Origin of the sequence: Streptomyces sp. NPDC046831, from assembly GCF_040645305.1 — a bacterium.
Taxonomy (GTDB): domain Bacteria; phylum Actinomycetota; class Actinomycetes; order Streptomycetales; family Streptomycetaceae; genus Streptomyces.
The window spans coordinates 420,952-437,348 of sequence record NZ_JBEYXZ010000001.1 but is presented as its reverse complement, the minus strand read 5'-3'; the positions used below and the strand labels follow the sequence as shown (position 1 = coordinate 437,348).

General features: G+C 68.4%; 6 protein-coding genes and 2 pseudogenes. 1 reads left to right on the top strand and 7 read right to left on the bottom strand.

Annotation, left to right across the window (positions count from 1 at the left end; genetic code table 11):
• Positions 1 to 42 precede the first annotated feature (42 nt).
• From ABZ920_RS01785 to ABZ920_RS01760, 6 genes and pseudogenes are all read right to left on the bottom strand, one after another.
• Positions 43 to 1,049: pseudogene (locus ABZ920_RS01785) on the bottom strand (IS5 family transposase).
• 1,305 nt (positions 1,050 to 2,354) lie between these two features.
• The gene (locus ABZ920_RS01780; RefSeq protein WP_361497508.1) at positions 2,355 to 4,595 is read right to left on the bottom strand and encodes a Helicase associated domain protein; all 2,241 of its coding nucleotides are present in this window, start codon (positions 4,593 to 4,595) and stop codon (positions 2,355 to 2,357) included.
• Between the two features lie 72 nt (positions 4,596 to 4,667).
• Positions 4,668 to 7,676 (bottom strand): SMC family ATPase, encoded by a 3,009-nt coding sequence (locus tag ABZ920_RS01775; protein WP_361497505.1) that lies wholly within the window; start codon positions 7,674 to 7,676, stop codon positions 4,668 to 4,670.
• Entirely contained in the window at positions 7,676 to 8,872 is a 1,197-nt protein-coding gene (locus tag ABZ920_RS01770; RefSeq protein ID WP_361497502.1) for an exonuclease SbcCD subunit D, read from the bottom strand. Before ABZ920_RS01770 ends, ABZ920_RS01775 begins: the two co-directional genes overlap by 1 nt.
• Before the next feature lie 376 nt (positions 8,873 to 9,248).
• Entirely contained in the window at positions 9,249 to 11,138 is a 1,890-nt protein-coding gene (locus ABZ920_RS01765) for a hypothetical protein (protein ID WP_361497499.1), read from the bottom strand.
• 233 nt (positions 11,139 to 11,371) lie between these two features.
• A pseudogene (locus ABZ920_RS01760) lies at positions 11,372 to 11,822 on the bottom strand (restriction endonuclease); the annotation flags it as partial.
• 1 nt (position 11,823) lies between these two features.
• Between ABZ920_RS01760 and ABZ920_RS01755 the strand changes: the two are divergent.
• Positions 11,824 to 11,973: a hypothetical protein gene (locus tag ABZ920_RS01755; protein ID WP_361497496.1), complete on the top strand. Its 150-nt coding sequence runs from the start codon at positions 11,824 to 11,826 to the stop codon at positions 11,971 to 11,973.
• Positions 11,974 to 12,276: 303 nt separating this feature from the next.
• Here ABZ920_RS01755 and ABZ920_RS01750 read toward each other — a convergent pair whose 3' ends face one another.
• The gene (locus ABZ920_RS01750; RefSeq protein WP_361497493.1) at positions 12,277 to 16,377 is read right to left on the bottom strand and encodes a trypsin-like peptidase domain-containing protein; all 4,101 of its coding nucleotides are present in this window, start codon (positions 16,375 to 16,377) and stop codon (positions 12,277 to 12,279) included.
• Positions 16,378 to 16,397: the final 20 nt, after the last annotated feature.

Sequence of the window (16,397 nt, the reverse complement as noted above, 5' to 3'; positions counted from 1 at the left end):
TGTACAGGGCGAACCAACCACTCATCGGCCAGCCCAGGGGGTTCAGTCTCGTGTGGCGGGGCGGAGGCTGCGGAGCCAGATGATCGCGCCGCGGAGGTGGAGGGCTGCGAGGTAGCTCTCGGGGGTCTTGTCGTAGCGGGTGGCGATGCCGCGCCATGCCTTCAGCTTGTTGATCAGGCGCTCGATGATGTTGCGGTCACGGTAGAGCTCGGCGTCGTGGGTGACGGGCCGCCCACCGCGGCGCCCCTTCTTCTTCCGGTTGGCGGCCTGGTCGGCCTTCTCCGGGATGACCGCCTTGATCTGGCGTGTGCGCAGGTGGGTGCGATTGCGGCGCGAGGAGTAAGCCTTGTCGCCGGCGACCGCGTCGGGCCGGGTGCGCGGCCGGCCTACCGGGCCGCGGACCTTGATGCCCTGCAGGACGGGGATGAACTGCGGGCTGTCGGCGGCCTGCCCGGGGGTGAGCACGAAGGACAGCGGACGGCAGCGTCGTTCGGTAGCCAGGTGCACCTTGCTGGTCAGCCCGCCCCGCGAGCGCCCCAGGGCAGCGGCCTTCAGCCGCGCGCGGCGCCGACGGTGAACCCGGCGCCGCTCGGCACGGGCAGGGTCGGCCGCGTCAGCTTCTTCCGCACCTTCTTGATCCTTTTGTCCCTTCCTGCGGCCCCCTTTGACTGCTCGATGGCCTCCTCCAGGGCGGCCAGGACATCTTCACTCACCCGTGCGCCCGCCGCGTCGTGATGTGCACGGGCGGTCGTGGAGTCCACGCTGACCAGCGACAGGTCCACCTGCCCGCGCCGCGCAGCCTCGGCGATCAGTGCCTCCATCAGGGCCTGGAACACCCCGGCATCGCGCCACTGACGGAACCGGTCGTAGACCGTCGACCAGGACCCGAACTCCTCTGGCATCTCCCGCCACTGGCTTCCGGTACGGAACCGCCAGACCACACCCTCGAACTGATCCCGCAGCCGGTGCGGATACGGCCCGTACCCACCTATCGGCAGCAACGGCTCCACCAACGCCCAATCGTCATCGCTCAGTTCGCGTCTGGCCACACGAATGTTCTACCGCCACGTTGATCACGACTCCGCACACGCCCTAGTGCTCGATCGTCCGTCACGCGGACGACGATCTCTTCAGGCTCGTCGCTCGAGACCACTGCGGTCTGTCTCCCCCTCGATCGGACTCGGCATGGATCGATCTTAGGGTTGCACTCCTTCGGTAAAGACGCATCGGTGACGTTCTCCCAAAATGATGACTTCCGATGCCGACATCTGATCGCACGTGCCCGTTCATGAGGGCCGAGTGGGTCCCTGAAGCAAAAGGACCGATCGTTCAAGAGTGGCGGTTGGCTCAGCGCCAGCCCGGCGAGTGCGGTCCCTTCAGCCAGGGGGCAGCGGACTGTCGTTCCGCTTCTGCAGTTTGGTGCAGTTGTCATCGAGGAGTACGGCAGCATCTCCGCAGGCAGGACCGGCGTTTCCGCTGGGGATGCCATGGAGGGACGGGGCCAACCATTGCTTTGTGTCGACATGTCACTACAGCGTGTTTCCGACCTTCGACAGAATCTGGCGAGGGGAAGGCCTGTTCCCAGGGACAGGCGTGGATAGGCCCGCTCGCTGAGGACTTGGTAGGTGCACGGCGAGCGGGCCCTGGGGTCCGGACAACCAGGAGGTTCCTATGACCCTCACGTACATTGTCGTGCTCGCACTGGGGGCTGGCGCAAGCTACTTCGCGTTCAGAAACAAGAAGGGGGGCGTCTTTGCTCGTCGGTGTCGCTGTCGTTGTCCTGCTGATGCAGATGCTCAACCTGAACAGCACTCAGCAGGGGGAAGGAAACGGCTCACCTCCGGCGACGGCTCCTTCCGTGCCGTCACATTCTCCTGCACCGTGACGCTGTGCTGCGCTGTTCGCCCGCGCCGATAAACAGTGTTCACCCAGGAGGTGTTCGACCTGGGCCGCCGATTGGGGAAGGTCCCACAGGCTCTGGCAGGTCACGGCGGCGCAGTGCGTAGTGAACTGTTACGCGGTGCGGATTGTCAGAGCGGACTTCCCGACGTCGGACTCCACTGTCATCTCCAGTCTCGAGGCCGCCCAGCCGGTTTGGTTCATCGCGTCGGCAAGCCGCACTCGCTCCTCGCTCCGGTCCACTTCCAGCCGTACGTTGCTGGCCCGCAGGCCCGGTGGGATTTTTCCCGCAGGCGATGTTCTATCCGTTCAGGGCCGACCAGGCTTGGCGGCAAGAAAGGAAGCTGGCCGAGCGGGAAGCCGCGGAGCTTGGGGTACCACCGCCTGGTCCACGTGCGCGGCGGACGAGGCCCAGGCACCGGAGCGCTCGGCAGAAGACGGCTCAGACGCTTGGATCACAGTCCGAGCTCGTCCAATGCGGCTCGCCGCTGCGGGCTCAGGCTGGAGCGGCGGCGGCGCAGGTTACTCAGCCACTGTCCTAGCCGTACCTGCTCGCCGTCTATCTGTTCGACATGCCGCTGCGGGACATGGAGATGACCCTCTCGTTCACGGAAGGCACGAGCAGCAGCCAGAGCGCGCTCAAAGGCGCGCTCCCTTGCCGACAGCGCAGGTTTCTTGGCGCGGGAGGCGGGTGTGTTCGGCAGGTCGAGCCCCAATTTCCTCAGGAGGCGGCGCTGCTCGCGATGGAGGCCGTCGGCACGCTGGCCTTGGGCTGTAAGCCACTTTTCCCCTGCCGCATTCTGTTCTGTCCGCCGACGAGCGGTGTGGTAGGCACGCTGCCAAGTGATCGACCAGGGCGGATTCCACCACGGGTCCAGAGCGGTGAGGGCGGCGGTGCGCTGTGCCGTGAGGTCATGGGCGCGGGTGCGCTGGGTGGCCAACCAGCGGCCGAGGGGAAAGCCGTCGTGGACCTCGTCAACGGGGACGGCGAGGTGGCCGTGGCGGGCGGCGTAGGCGGTGGCGTGGGAGAGTCCTCGGTCGAAGGCCTGCTGGCGGGGGTCCCAGATAATGCCGAGGCGTTCCAGGGCCTGGGTGCGGGCCGCATCGAGGGCGCCGGTGGTGTGGAGGTGGCGCTGCCAGGTAAGCCAGCGGCCCAGCGGGTAGCCGGTGGTGTCTGCGTAGGTCTGGGGGACGTCGAGGTGGTGGTGGGAGTGGTGGTAGCGGCGGGCGGCTTTGAGGCCGCGGCGCCATTCGGCGCTCTTGGGTGCCAGGACGCGTAGGGAGAGGGCGAGGGCCACTTCTTCGGCCTGAGTGGGACGGTCGAAGCGGAGCCATGCCTCGGGGTCCTCGGAAGGCATGGTGGGGCGGTGGGTGCGGGGGTCGGCGAGGCGTGCTTCGAGACGGTCGTCGTGGGCGCGCAAAGCCTGGATGGTGTGCCAGAGCGGGGTGTAGGCGTCGGCGCCGAGGAGGTCGTCGGGGTCTTCGCCGGGAGTGAGGTAGACGGGGACGACGAGGGTGGCCTTCTTGCCGGCTCCGGGGGTCTGGCGCAGGGCGCGGCCGACGGCCTGGACGGTGTCGACGGGGCTGTTCTTGGGGTCGGCGAAGACGACGGCGTCGATGGCGGGCACGTCGATGCCTTCGCCGAGGACGCGGGCGTTGGACAGCACGGCTGGGGTGTGGGGGTCGGTGTGGGAGGCGAACTCGAGCAGAAGGCGGCGGCGCACCTGGGGGACGTGGTTGCCGCTGATCCAGTCCGCCCACAGGCCTTCGGGGCGCAGCTCGGTGGGGAGGGTTTTGGCGGTCTCGTGCAGGGTGGTGGCGAAGGCGCGGGCGTCGGCGACGCGGTGGTGGAAGGTGAGGATGCGGCGCAGCCGGTGGTCGTGGATGGCGCGTAGGGCGGCGACCTGTCGGCCGGCCAGGCGTAGTCCGTCGACGCCGGCGCCGGGACCGGTGGCGAGCCAGTCGCGCAGGTCTTCGTCGGTGACGACGGGGACGAGGATTTGGTAGTCGGCGAGCAGGCCGAGGTCGATGGCGTCGGAGAGGGTCAGCCGGTAGGCGACGGGGCCGAAGAGGGTTTCGTCGTCCATGGAGGCCACCGCTTCCGCGTCGCCGTCCTGGGCATCGTCGGGGCTCCAGAGGCGGGGGGTAGCGGTCAGGTAGAGGCGGCGGGCGGCGGGGAGCTGGTCGTCGTGGTGGACGGCCGCCCAGGCCTTGCCCAGGCGGCCCGCGGTGCGGTGGGCCTCGTCGACGACGACCAGGTCCCAAGCAGGTAGGCCGTGGTCGCGGTGGGCAGCGACCACGGCGGGCAGGGAGGCATAAGTGGCGTAGGCGGTGACCGGGCCGGAACGGGACGGCGTGGCGAGGGCCGTCAGCTCGCCGGGGTCGGTGGTCAGCGGGATGTCGGCACCCACTGGTTCGTGGTCGAGGGCCTGGCGTGCTGAGCAGACCGCGATAGCGGCGCCTTTGCGTCCCGCAGTGCGCCAGGAACGGATCGTCTGGGACAGCAGGTCCAGCGTCGGCAGGAGCACCAGCACGCGGCCGCGCGGGGCGATGCGGGCGGTGGTGCGGGCGGCGATCAGAGTCTTGCCCGTGCCGCAGGCGGCGATCACGCTCGCGCGGGCGTGGTCGCGGAGCGTGGCGGTCGTAGCGGCGACGGCCTCTTTTTGGTGAGGCCGTAGCTCGATGTCGGGGGCCATGGAGGTGTAGCGCTCCGTGGGGTCGGCTGGGTGCTCCAGGAGGGCGGGGGCTCCGCTCTCCTGGAGTGCAGGTTATTCGGCTGCTTCGGTCAGGTGGGCGAGGGTGGAGCCGGTGGGGCCTTTTCGGACGTGCAGTCGCTGGGTGATGCGGCGGCGTAGTTCGGGGATGTGGCTGATGACGCCGACGGTGCGGTCGTGGGCGCGCAGGGAGTCCAGGACGTCGAGGACGTTGTGGAGGGTGTCGTCGTCGAGGGTGCCGAAGCCTTCGTCGATGAAGAGGGTGTCCAGGGGGTTGCCGCCGGCTTCGTGGGTGACGACGTCGGCCAGGCCGAGGGCAAGGGAGAGGGAGGCGAAGAAGGATTCGCCGCCGGAGAGGGTGTCGGTCTTGCGGGGGTGGCCGGTCCAGGAGTCGGTGATTTCCAGGCCGAGGCCGGAGCGGGCGCCGTGGGCGGCTTGGTGGTCGGAGTGGCGCAGGGCGTAGCGGCCTTCGGACATCAGGTGCAGGCGGGTGTTGGCGGCGGTGACGACCTGTTCGAGGCGTGCGGCCAGGACGTAGGCCTCCAGTTGCATGCGGACCCGGGTGCCGGAGGCAGTGCCGGTGGCGAGGTCGGCGAGGTGGCGGGCGGTGCTGTGGGCCTGCTCGAGTGCCTTGAGGCGCTCGACGACTTCGGCCAGAGCGGTGGTGAGGTTGGTGAGGTTGGTGGTGCGGGTCTGGGCGGTGCTGGAGGCGGTGACCGCTTGGGCGTGCTGGTCGTCTGCTGCGGCGCGCAGGGCTGCCGCCGTTTCGATGTCGGCGGCTGGCTGGGCGGCTGCTTGCTGTAGGACGGGGTCGTCGAGGACGGCTTGGTGGGAGGCGCGGGCCTCGCGCCACTTGTTGATCTCTTCTTCGATGTCGGTCAGTTCCTGCTCGCTGAGCAGGGCCTGTTCGGCTTCGGTGAGCGTGCCGAACCCCTGGGATGTGGCAGCGTCGGTGGCTTCGCTGGTGCGGGTGTGCAGGGTCTGGGTGGCGGTGGCTGCGGTGCGGGATGCCTCGGCTGCCTGCTCGAGATGGTCGGCAGTGCGGGTGAGGTCGTCGATGCGGGCCGCAAGGGTGGGAGCGGTGCCGCGGGCGGCGTCGAGTTTTCCGGTGAGCTCTGCGTGCTGCTGGGACAGGTTGTCGTAGTGGGCGTTGCGGTCGGACAGGCCTGCGGTGGCAGTGCTGTCCTGCAGAGTCATGGCCGCGTGTTCGCGTTCGAGCGCGAGGAGTTCCTCCTCGGCACTCCTGCGGTCGGCGGCTCGCTTGAGGGAGTCGGCCAGCTGCTTGGTGAGTGTCTCGTGGTCGGCTTTGAGGCCGGCCAGCGGGGTGTCGCCGGCTTCGCCCGCGGCAGCGGCGGCGTCCTCGCGCAGCTTGTGCAGCTCGGCCGCGATCTTGTCGCGCTGCTGCTGGAGGCGCTGGTGGGTCTTCTCGGCGGCTTGTTCGTCCTCGCGCGTGGGATGCCCGTCAGGTGCCTGGGCGGGATGGGGGTGGGAGCAGGAGCCGCACACCGGGCACGGAGCGCCGTCGGTGAGGTCGATGGCGAGTTCGGCGGCCATTCCCTCGGTACGTCGGCGGCGGATGCGGAGGTGGGCCTGGGCGGCCTTCTCGGTCTCCTCCTTGGCAGCGTCCAGGCGCTGGTCGGTGGCGGTGATTTGTGCCCGGTGGGCGTCGCGGCGTTCGGCGGCCGCCACGCGGCCGCTCAGGCTCTCCAGCTGGGTCTGCTGGCGCCGGCTTTCTTCCTCGGCCTCGCGGGCCGCCTCCCGGCGGATCTCCAGGGCGGTGCGCTGGGCGGTCTCCCCTTCGAGCCAGTCGCGTGCGGTGCGCTGCTGGTCGGCGAAGTCCTGCCGCTCGGCGTCGATCCGCTTCAGCTCGGTAGTGAGCTGGTTAAGTCCGGTTTCCTCAGGAAGGAGGGCGTTCAGCACGGCGATGTCGGCGCGGATGCGCTGTCCGGCCGTGACGAGGCCGGCGGCCTGCAGTGCGGCATGCTCGGCAAGGAGCCGGGTGCGGGCATCGCTTTCACGGCTCTGGGCGCGGCTGTGGTCGACGCGGGCGGTGCTGAGAACGTGCAGCAGTGGTGCCAGCTGCTGGGCACGCCGAGCCTGATCCCGGCGCCGGCCGAGGGCTTCTTGGTGCGGGGTCTGCTCGTCCAGCCGGTCCAGTTGTTCACGGGCGGTGGCGTAGGTGGTCTGCTGCCTGTGCAGGTCGCGGGCGGCGGCTTCCAGCTTTTGGTGGGCGAGCTGGTTCTTCTTTGCTTTCTCGGCGTCGGCCGCGGCGGTGAGGGCGTCGGCCTGGCTGGCCTGAATGAGGTCGTTAGCCCAGGTCAGGGCAGGGTCGGTCAAATCGTGTGCGGCGTCGGGGGTGGGAGCGTCGTACTGGGATTTCAGGTCCGGGCTGGCGGCCTGGTGCATACGGGCGGCCAGGTGCAACACCTCGTCGCGGGCGGCGTCGCGGTTCTTCTGGGTGGTGCGGCTGTGGTCGCTCAGCCAGCGTTCGATAAAGGCGTACCGGTCGGTGTGGAAGAGCTTGCCGAGGAGTTCGCGGCGCTTGCCGGCATCGGCGTAGAGGAACTTGGTGAACTCGTTCTGTGGCAGGAGAACGACCTGGCAGAACTGGGTCCGGCTCATGCCGAGCAGGTCTTTGATCTCCTTGCCTGTCTCCTGGTGGGACTTGCTGGAGGCCTCCCAGTGGCCCTGGCCCGAAGAGTCGGTGGTCCACCGGCTGAGCCGGGTCTCGGCCTTCTGGAGGGTCTCCCCCGTGCCGTTCTTCTTCGGGCGCATCTGCTGGGGAACGCGATCGATGAGCAGCCGGTGGCCGGCGATGGTGACGTCCAGGGTGACCTGGGTGAGCAGGTCGGCTGGGGCGTGGTGGCTGCGCAGCATCAGGTCGCGGTCGACCGGGGGCTCGCCGTACAGGGCGAAGCAGACGGCGGTGAACAGGGTGCTCTTCCCGGCGCCGGTGTCGCCGTGCAGGAGGAACAGGCCGTCGGCGGACAGGGCGTCGAAGTCGACGGTGTGGGTGCCAGCGAAGGGGCCGAAGGCCTGCAGGGTGAGGTGGTGCAGGCGCATCAGACGGTTTCCTTCTGCAGTTCGTTCACGCGGGCGGCGTCGACGGCCTGCTGGAGCAGGGCGTGTTCGTCGGGCGTGGGTGCGCTGCCGCGCAGGTCGGCGATGAAGTCGCAGGCGATGTCGAGTTCGCTGCGGCCGCGGAGGCGTTCGGTGTAGGTGGGGCTGTCGGTGGCCTGGGCGGGGATGAAGGCGCGCTGGTGCTTGAGGCTGAGTGTGTGGGGGAAGCGGCGGCGCAGCCGGGCCATGGCCTCGAAGGGCAGGGCCGGGTCGGTGAGGGTGACCTCGAGCCAGGCGTCCTTGAGCGTTTCGTGGGCGGGGTCGTTGAGGAGATCTTCGAGGAGGCCTTGGATGCGTTCCAGGCGGTGGGGGGTCGGGCAGGGCAGGCGGGTGACGGCGGGGGCCGTGCCGGGGGCGAGGTCGACCAGGGTGAAGGACTTGGTGTGGGCGGCCTCGGAGAAGGAGTAGGGCAGTGGGGAGCCGCTGTAGTGGGCGCGGTCAGTGATCTTCTGAGGGCCGTGGAGGTGGCCGAGGGCGACGTAGTCGATGCCGTCGAAGACGTCCGCGCCGACGTGGGCGACACCGCCGACGCTGATGTCGCGTTCGCTGGCCGACTCCTCTACCCGGGGTTCCTCGCTCTGGCCGGTGCCGGGGGTGACGAAGGCGTGGGCGAGGACCACGGACCGGGTCCCGGCAGGCTGGTGGTTGGTGAGGTCGGTGTGGATCTTTTGCAGGGCGGCGGTCAACACTGCTCGGTGGGAGGCGGCCTCCGCTTCGAGTTGAGTGCGGACCATGGACGGTTCAAGGTAGGGGATGCCGTACACGGCGACGGGGCCGTAGCCGTCGTTAAGGACCACGGGGACGTCGCAGGTGTCCGGGTCAGTGCGCAGATGGATGCCGGCGCGGGCGAAGAGGCCGGATCCGACGCCGAGGCGGTAGGCCGAGTCGTGGTTTCCGCTGATCATGATGATCGGCACGTCGAGGTCGGCGAGCTGGTGCAGGGCGCGGTTGAACAGGCGCACGGCGTCCAGGCTGGGGATGGCACGGTCGTAGATGTCGCCGGCCACGAGGATGGCGTCGACGGCCTCGGTGCGGGCTGTGTCGACCATGTGGTCGAGGAAGGCTTCCTGGGCGGGGATCAGGTCTTCTCCGTGGAACCGGCGGCCCAGGTGCCAGTCCGAAGTGTGCAGAAGCCGCATGAGCACAGACAGTAACTACTGTGGGAAGGGTTGTGGGTGGTTTTCCTGATAAACACTGCTCTCAGGGCAGTCGTGTGGTGCGGATGGTGAGAAGCTCCTCCGCTTGGCGCGCGTGGGCTTGCACAGTGTTGTGCCACCGGTTGATTGTCAGTGGTAGGCGGCAAGATACGCGGTGGGGGGAAGGAGGATGTGATGTCGTTATCGCGTTCTACCGGTACTGGATCCACCGTTGCGCCGGGTGGGTGCCGCTGGTGTGGGATTGAGGCGCGCGGGCATGGCCGGCAGCATGTCGCGGGGGTGGGCTGGCATGTCTGGACGGCGCCGACGTTGCAGCAGCGCAAGGAGCGTATGTTGCAGCGGCGCGCTGTGAGGCCGGTCAGGAAGCTAGGTTCCGGAGGTCGCTGAAGGCCTTTGTCAGCTGTGAGGGGACGTCTTCGCGGGTGGTGAGGGTGGTGACCAGGCCGTAGAGCATGTCGTCCTTGCCGTCAGGGCTGGTGTGCTCCGCCTGCTCTTTGATCATGGTGAGGACGTGGGCGCTGAACTTGCCACCGCGGTGTGCGGTGAAGTTCTCGGCGGTCCACTGGACGCCTTGGGGGCGTGGCCAGTGGGTGTTGGCGGCAGTAGCCCACTGGGCGTCGGTGAAGAGTTCCTCGAGTTCGTTGAACCCCTCTGCCTCGCCGATCCAGGTGACCTGGGTGTCGAGGTCGAGGCCGGCCTTGATCAGGCGTTCCGTTCTGAAGTGCTTGTTGGTGCGGCTGTCGGCGTCGACCATCAGCATGACAGTGCGGCGATTCTTGACGAGGTATCCGGCCAGGTGGAGGGCGCCTTCGTTGTTGCCGCAGGCCCACAGGGCAATGCCCGCCGCTTGGAGGGGCAGGCCCTGGGAGAGCCGGAACAGCAGCGGCAGGCACTGCTGTTCCGTAGGGCCCTCGACGGCGAGGAAGCACCGTTCGTGCAGCAGGACGGAGTTGCGCAGTCCTACGGCGGAGGCGATCTGTCCGAGGTGGAAGTCGACCCCTTCGTGAGATGCGTCCATGAGACGTTCGACGATGGTGCGGCCACTGTCGCTGAGGCGGAGGTGGACGACGTCGGCGATGTCGACGCCGTCGATGAGGTTCATCGAGTGGGTGGCGACGACGACGCTGACGTGGGGCAGGGCGCACTGTTTGCGGATGATGTCCATGACGGTGCGCTGGTGGCGGTAGTCCAGGTGGGTGTCGGGCTCGTCGTAGACGACGATGGTCTGGGTCGGCTCCGCATGGTTCTCCTCCCCCGCGGCGGCGAGTTCGCTGTTCTCGAGCAGGTTGCTGGTCCATTCCCAGACCGCCAGAGCAATCCGGCGGTTGCTGCCCTGCCCGGAGCGAGTGAGGTCCACCGGCTCGCCGTCGGCCTTGGAGACCTCCAGAGGTGCGCGCTTGAAGCCGCCCTTGAAGGAGACCTCGGGCTTGACCTGCACGCCGACAAACTCCCGGCAGTGCTGGCGGATGTGCCGACACAGCGAATCGGCTTCCTTCTCCAGGCGCTGAGTGATCTCCGTTTCGATCTCCCTGACCCGGCCCTGGAGTGTTTCGTCCTCCAGATAGGTCTCGTAGCAGCTGCTCAGCGCGGTCCGCACCGCGTCATCGGGCCTTTCATCCTTTCCTCCGAACGGCAGCAGGCGCGGGAGGCGCTCTTGGAGCTCCTTGGGCAGCTGCTGCCACTGCTCCACCTGCGGTGCCGTGGCCGCGTAGGCGGTGAGCGCCTGCAACAGGTCGTCTTTCAAGGGTCCGGCCGGGGACAACGAGAACTCTGCGACCAGTTCGGCGAGTTCGCTCTTCAGCAGGCGTGTGAGGTCGTGGAGCCGGTCGTCGGCCGGCCGGGAGCCGAAGTACTGCCACTGGGCCGGCTGGCCCTGCTCGGAGATTCGGCGAATCCGGGCAGTCGACGGCAGGCCGGTGGCAGCCCGTTCCGTGGCGTCGAGGCGGAAGTGCCCTTCGACCCAAGTGCGGGCGCAGCGACCGCCTACAGCTCCTTCCGCCTGCTCGTAGGTGCGGTCTTCGTCCGTGAGCCGGTGGCTGCCCAGCAGGAAGGCCAGTGCCGTCAGGACCGCGCTTTTCCCGCCGTCGTTGTGGCCGGCCAGGATCGTCGGACTACTGACCGGGATGTCCTCGATACAGGCCAGGGAACGGAAGCCGCAGGCGGAGAAGCGGGTGAGGTACACAGTCGACGTGCTCCGTATCTCCCCTTCCCCGGCCGGTAGGGGTGACGTGCGGTGTTGGATGGGCAAAAGGGGACGCTCGAGACGTGAGCGCAGACCGTCATACTAGAGGCATCCTTCACAACAACCGCACGGTTTCCACCAGTTGTACTAGCTCACCGCTGGTGAGCCACTGAACAGATGCTCGACGCCCTGCTCGTCGGGCTCGCCGTCTCCATTCCGGATGCCAGGCGGCGCCCGAGCCGATCGCTGAAGCTGAGGGGCGAGTAGGAGGACAGCGGCCTCAGCAAGCGGGCTGCCGGTCAGGCGGCCCGCTTGAACCGGCCGCTGCGGGCGCGGGCGGGCAGTCTGAGCAGCTCGTGCAGCGCGGCGCCGTCCTCGGCCCAGCGCCGCAGCTTCTCCCGGTCGACCCAGTGGACCGTGTACCGGTCTCCCCACGCCATGGCATCGCGAGTGAGGAATCCGTTGGTCACAACCACCGCGTGGTCGGCCCTGTAAGCGGGGCCGGCCGTCCCTTTCACCGCGTACATCACCGCGGACCCGACCTCCGCCGACGCGCGTGTGCTTGGCCTGCACGACGATCCGTCCGAGGACGGCATGGTCACCAATGACATCGGCGGCCTGGTCCCCACCGCCGCCTACCCTCCGGGCCATCCAGCCGTCACGGACAAGCAGGTCCCTCAGCGTGTACTCGATACGCCGGTCGTCCATGGCATCGAACTCGGTGAGCGTAATCCGCAAGGCAGCCAGCCGAGTGGTCAACTATGAGGCCCTGCCCGCCCACCCCGACCTGCAGATCGGCCTGCTGCTGCCCCTCGGCTCCTCGCTGGCGCTGCCGCACGCCGCCTTCCACCAACTGCGACTCGCACCGCGCGACAGTCAGGCCATCGCTCACCTAGCGTAGGCCGATGGGTCAACATCGCCGACCACGGCGCCTCATCGCCGTGCTGCGCCCTTTAGACCGTTTCCCCGGTATCCACTTGGATCTTGTGGACAGCACCGGCCTCTTCCGGTTCCACCCTGTCGCCAGCTACCTCGGCTCCGCGGCAACGGCGGCCGCGGTCGCCCTGTACCTATGACGCGCTCCGACCCACCGATCACTCGGTGTGCGAGCCCAGCTACGAGCCGCCTCGCGCTGGCGCTGTTCGGCCTGGCGAGTGGTGCAGCTGTCCGACAGGTGAACGAGTGTTCATACTTGCCGCAGAGGTCAGGGGCACACCCGCCCAGCTGACAGTCCGGGCAGAAATGCCGCCCGCTCATCCTGGGTGAGATCGCGGCCTAGATTCTGGCAGATGGCGCGGACAGCCGCGCCAGGCTTGGGAAGGTCCGTGTCCCACAGACGTACGGTTCGGTCGTCCCCCGCGGACGCGAGCACGCGGCCGTCGCGCCGGAACGCGACGGGCCACACCGGACCCGTGTGGCCGGCGAATGTGGCGCGGACCTGGCCGGTGCCCACGTCCCACAACCGCACCGTCTGGTCGTTGCTTCCGGTGGCCAGGGTGTTCCCGTCCGGGCTGAACACCACCGAATGCACCGGACCGGTGTGACCTGTCAGCGTGTTACGAGTCCTGGCAGTAGCCACGTCCCACAACCGGGCGGTCAGGTCCTGGCTTCCCGTGGCAAGAGTGTGGCCGTTCGGGCTGAACGCCATCGACCACACCACGTCCGTGTGGCCGGTGAATGTGGCGCCGGGCCTACCCGTGATCGCGTCCCACAAGCGCACCGTGGTGTCGCCGAGGGCTGTGGCGAGAGTCCGTCCGTCCGGACTGAACGCCACCGAGTGCACGACGAAGCCCGCCCCTTGAGTGACGGTGATCGAACGGCGGACCTTACGTGTGGCCATGTCCCACAGCTGCGCAACGTTGTCGGTGGTGCCGGTGGCGACGGTCCGGCCATCGGGGCTGAACGCCACCGTCAATACGGCTCCGGAGTGCCCGTGAAGCATGCCGATGGCTTTCCCAGAGGCCACGTCCCACAACCGTACGTTCTGGTCATCGCCACCGGCGGCGAGCAGGCGCCCATCCGGACTGAACGCGACCGTGTTCACCGCTCCGGTGTTCCCGGGAAGGGTGCCGCGGGCCCCGCCCGAGGCCGCGTCCCACAGCCGCACCGTCCGGTCACCGCTGCCGGTGGCGAGCAGATGCCCGTCCGGGCTGAACGCGACGGCCTCGACAAAGCCCGTATGACCAGTAATTACTCTGCGTGCCTTGCCGCTGAACAGGTTCCACAATCGGACGGTCTTGTCGTCGCTTCCGGTGGCGAGCGTGTGCCCGTTCGGGCTGAACGCCACTGCCTCCACCGCTCCTGTGTGACCGGCGAGGACCTCACGGCCGGTGCCGGTGGCCACATCCCAAAGCCGGGCGGTCTGGTCCGCGCTTCCCGTGGCGAGAGTGTGGCCGTCCGGACTGAACGCCAGCGCCCATGCGGCATCTGTATGGCCGTTCAAGATGTTACGGGTGGTCCGGGTTGTCACGTTCCACAGCCGCACGCTGGTGTCCTCGCTACCGGTGGCAAGGGTGCGCCCGTCAGGGCTGAACTTGGCCGCCCAAATGGGCGCCGTGTGGCCTCGGAGGGCGGCCAGGGGCTTATGAGTGGCCACATCCCACAGACGGGCCGTGTCATCTTTGCCACCGGTGGCAAGGGTGCGACCGTTTGGGCTGAACGATACGGAATACACCCAGTCACTGTGCCCCCGCAAGACGGCCCGGGACCTGCCGGTGGCCACGTCCCACAGACGGGCGGTGTCGTCCTTGGCGCCGGTGGCGAGTGTGTACCCATCTGGGCTAAAGGACACGAAGTTGAGACCGTCCGTGTGGCCGGTGAGGATTCTGCGGGTGTGTCCCGTCGCCACGTTCCACAGACGGGCCGTGCGGTCGGCGCTGCCGGTGGCCAGGGTGCGTCCGTCCGGAGAGAAGGCGACCGACCACACCTCACTCCTGTGGCCCCGCAGAACGAGCCGGGTTCTGCCGGTGGAGACGTCCCACAGGCGTGCCGTGCCGTCCGTGCTGCCGGTGGCTAGTGTACGGCCGTCCGGGCTGTACGCAACCGAGTACACCGGCCGCGCATGGTCGACAAGACTGCGGTGCAGCGGCAGAGCCGCAGCGTCCTGCAGACTCGCGAAGGCTTCGGGAGTGTGACTCGTACGGTATGCCTGGACAGCCAGCAGAGACGCCAAATCGGGATTGGTGTGTATCAGCTGACCGGACTTCGCGGCGATCTGTCGCGATAGGTCGGCCCGCTGCTCGATCCTGGCTGTCCGCCCCTGCCACACCGCTACTCCCGCCGCGATCAGTGCCAGAGCCAGCACCGTGGCCAGGACCACATTGAGGCGTCTGCTGCGCCGGATGACCTCCTGCTGGCGTTGCCGACTCACGGTCAGATAAGCGGTGAGATCCGTCGGCAGATGGCGTCTTTGCGCCCACTCGAGGCCCTCTGCGAGTGCTGTCCCGGAGAGCAGGTCGCCGGGATCGGACGTCTCGGCCCAGCGGGCCCGCGCGACGCGGGCGTGTTCCAGCCATCCCTGGAAGCGGTGGTCCTGGCGGACCCACTCGTGCAGCGTGCCCCAGTCGCGGATGAGCGCGTCGTGGATCAGTTCGGCCATGGGTTGCGCCGACGATGTGTCGGCGTCCTGCGGTGCCCCCGGCGTGTGTGTGGTAACGATGCGGTGTGCGGTCAGTGCGGTCAGAACCTCCTCGAAGGTGCTGTCGCTGTCCGGCTCGGTGTCAGGGTCGCTCGCTAGGTCGCGCAGTTCCCGTAGGGGGACCTGCGCGCGGACGGCAGGAATGCGGTGGACGGGGTCCGCGGGGCGCACCAATGAGGTCAGGATGCGCTGCGCGACGGGACGTTGGTGCGGCGCTAGCTCGTCCAGGGCGGTGTCCGCCCAGGTGGCGAGGCTGCCGGTCACCCCGCCGATGCGCTCATAGGCGTCGTGGGTGAGAAAGCCCTCGTGGCGTCTTGTCCACAGCTGGTGCAACGTCACTTCCACAAGAGGGAGCATGGTGGCCGGTGCCTGACCGGCGGCCGTGCCTTCGGGGGTGGCGGCCAACACTTGGGTGACGATGTGTCCGGGCAGTCCCGGCTCGAAGTGCGCTCCCGCGTCGCCCGCGGGCAACGTGATGATGTCGTGCAGTTCATGCCGGCTGAGCACCGTCGGCACGTTGAGGAGCCCTGACATCGCAGCCTGCAGCAGCCGGGGGGCTGCGGCGGCGAGCCGGGGATAGAAGTCGTCGCGCATGATGAGGAGCACGGACAGCTGATGGTGGTCCTCAAGCGCCGCGGTCATCTGCTCCGTGATGCTCTGGCGGCGGTCCGGTGTGCCGGTGCCCCGCTGGGTGAACAGTTCCTCAAGCTGGTCGACGATGAGCAGGAGGCGCTGTCGCGTGGGATGAGCCGCGAGCGTACGGTCGACCGCTGCGGAGAGCCCGTCGGTGCTGGCCCCGGACAGTCCAGCGCGCTCCCATTCTGCTGGGAGGTCCTGCCTCGGACGGACGACCAAAGGAAGCCAGCTGTCGCTACCCGGCAGCTCGCCCGCGGCCAGCGCGGGCAGCACACCGGCTTGAATCAGAGATGTCTTTCCAGAACCGGAGGGCCCGAGCAACAGCGTCAGCCGCCGTCCGCGCGCCAGGCTCGCCAGCACTTGCCGTACTGCATCCTGCCTGCCATGGAACCAGCGGGTATGTTCGGCCTCGAACGACTCCAGCCCCCGGTACGGGGACGCTTCCTGCTCGATCAGCTGGGGCTGGATCTCTCGGAGGGTCTGCGCGGGGGTGACGTAGGCGATGCCCTGGCCCCTCGCATGGGCGTCCGGGGCGGTGATCTCGGTGAGCATGCCGATGACCAGCCCAGTCACCTCGTCGAGTACGGGCGCGCCGCTGAACCCGGTGGTCAAATCGTTGGCAGCGGTCAGTTGTAGATGGCTTCCCCTGCCCCCGGCAGCGCCTAACAGGTCACCGCACACGCCGAAGCCGAAATGGCCGCCAGGTGGGGCCTGGGCCGGGAAGCCGAACGAGCGCACCTGGTGCCCGCGGCAGCCTTCAGCGGAGCCCAGGGGCAGCGCGGTCACGCCTGGCGGTGTGCTGGCCAGGCGCACCATGGCCACGTCGTCCTCGCCTTGGGGACGCCATGTTGCCTCCAGGACTTGCCCCGGCACCTCAGGAGCGCCTTCTGCGTGTGGAAAGCGCAGTTGCAGTGTCTCGCCTGGGGCGGACTCGGCGGCTTGCACGACGTGCGCGCAGGTCACCAAGAGATCTTGAGCGACCAGGAACCCGGCACCGGCCACTTGCCCTTGTCGTCCCAGCACCTGTGCCACAGCAGTGGGCAACTCTTGTG

Excerpts from the sequence above, each read along its gene's own strand:
- ABZ920_RS01775 (WP_361497505.1), bottom strand. The coding sequence starts at position 7,676 with ATGCGCCTGCACCACCTCACCCTGCAGGCCTTCGGCCCCTTCGCTGGC.
- ABZ920_RS01770 (WP_361497502.1), bottom strand. The coding sequence starts at position 8,872 with ATGCGGCTTCTGCACACTTCGGACTGGCACCTGGGCCGCCGGTTCCAC.
- ABZ920_RS01780 (WP_361497508.1), bottom strand. The coding sequence starts at position 4,595 with ATGGCCCCCGACATCGAGCTACGGCCTCACCAAAAAGAGGCCGTCGCC.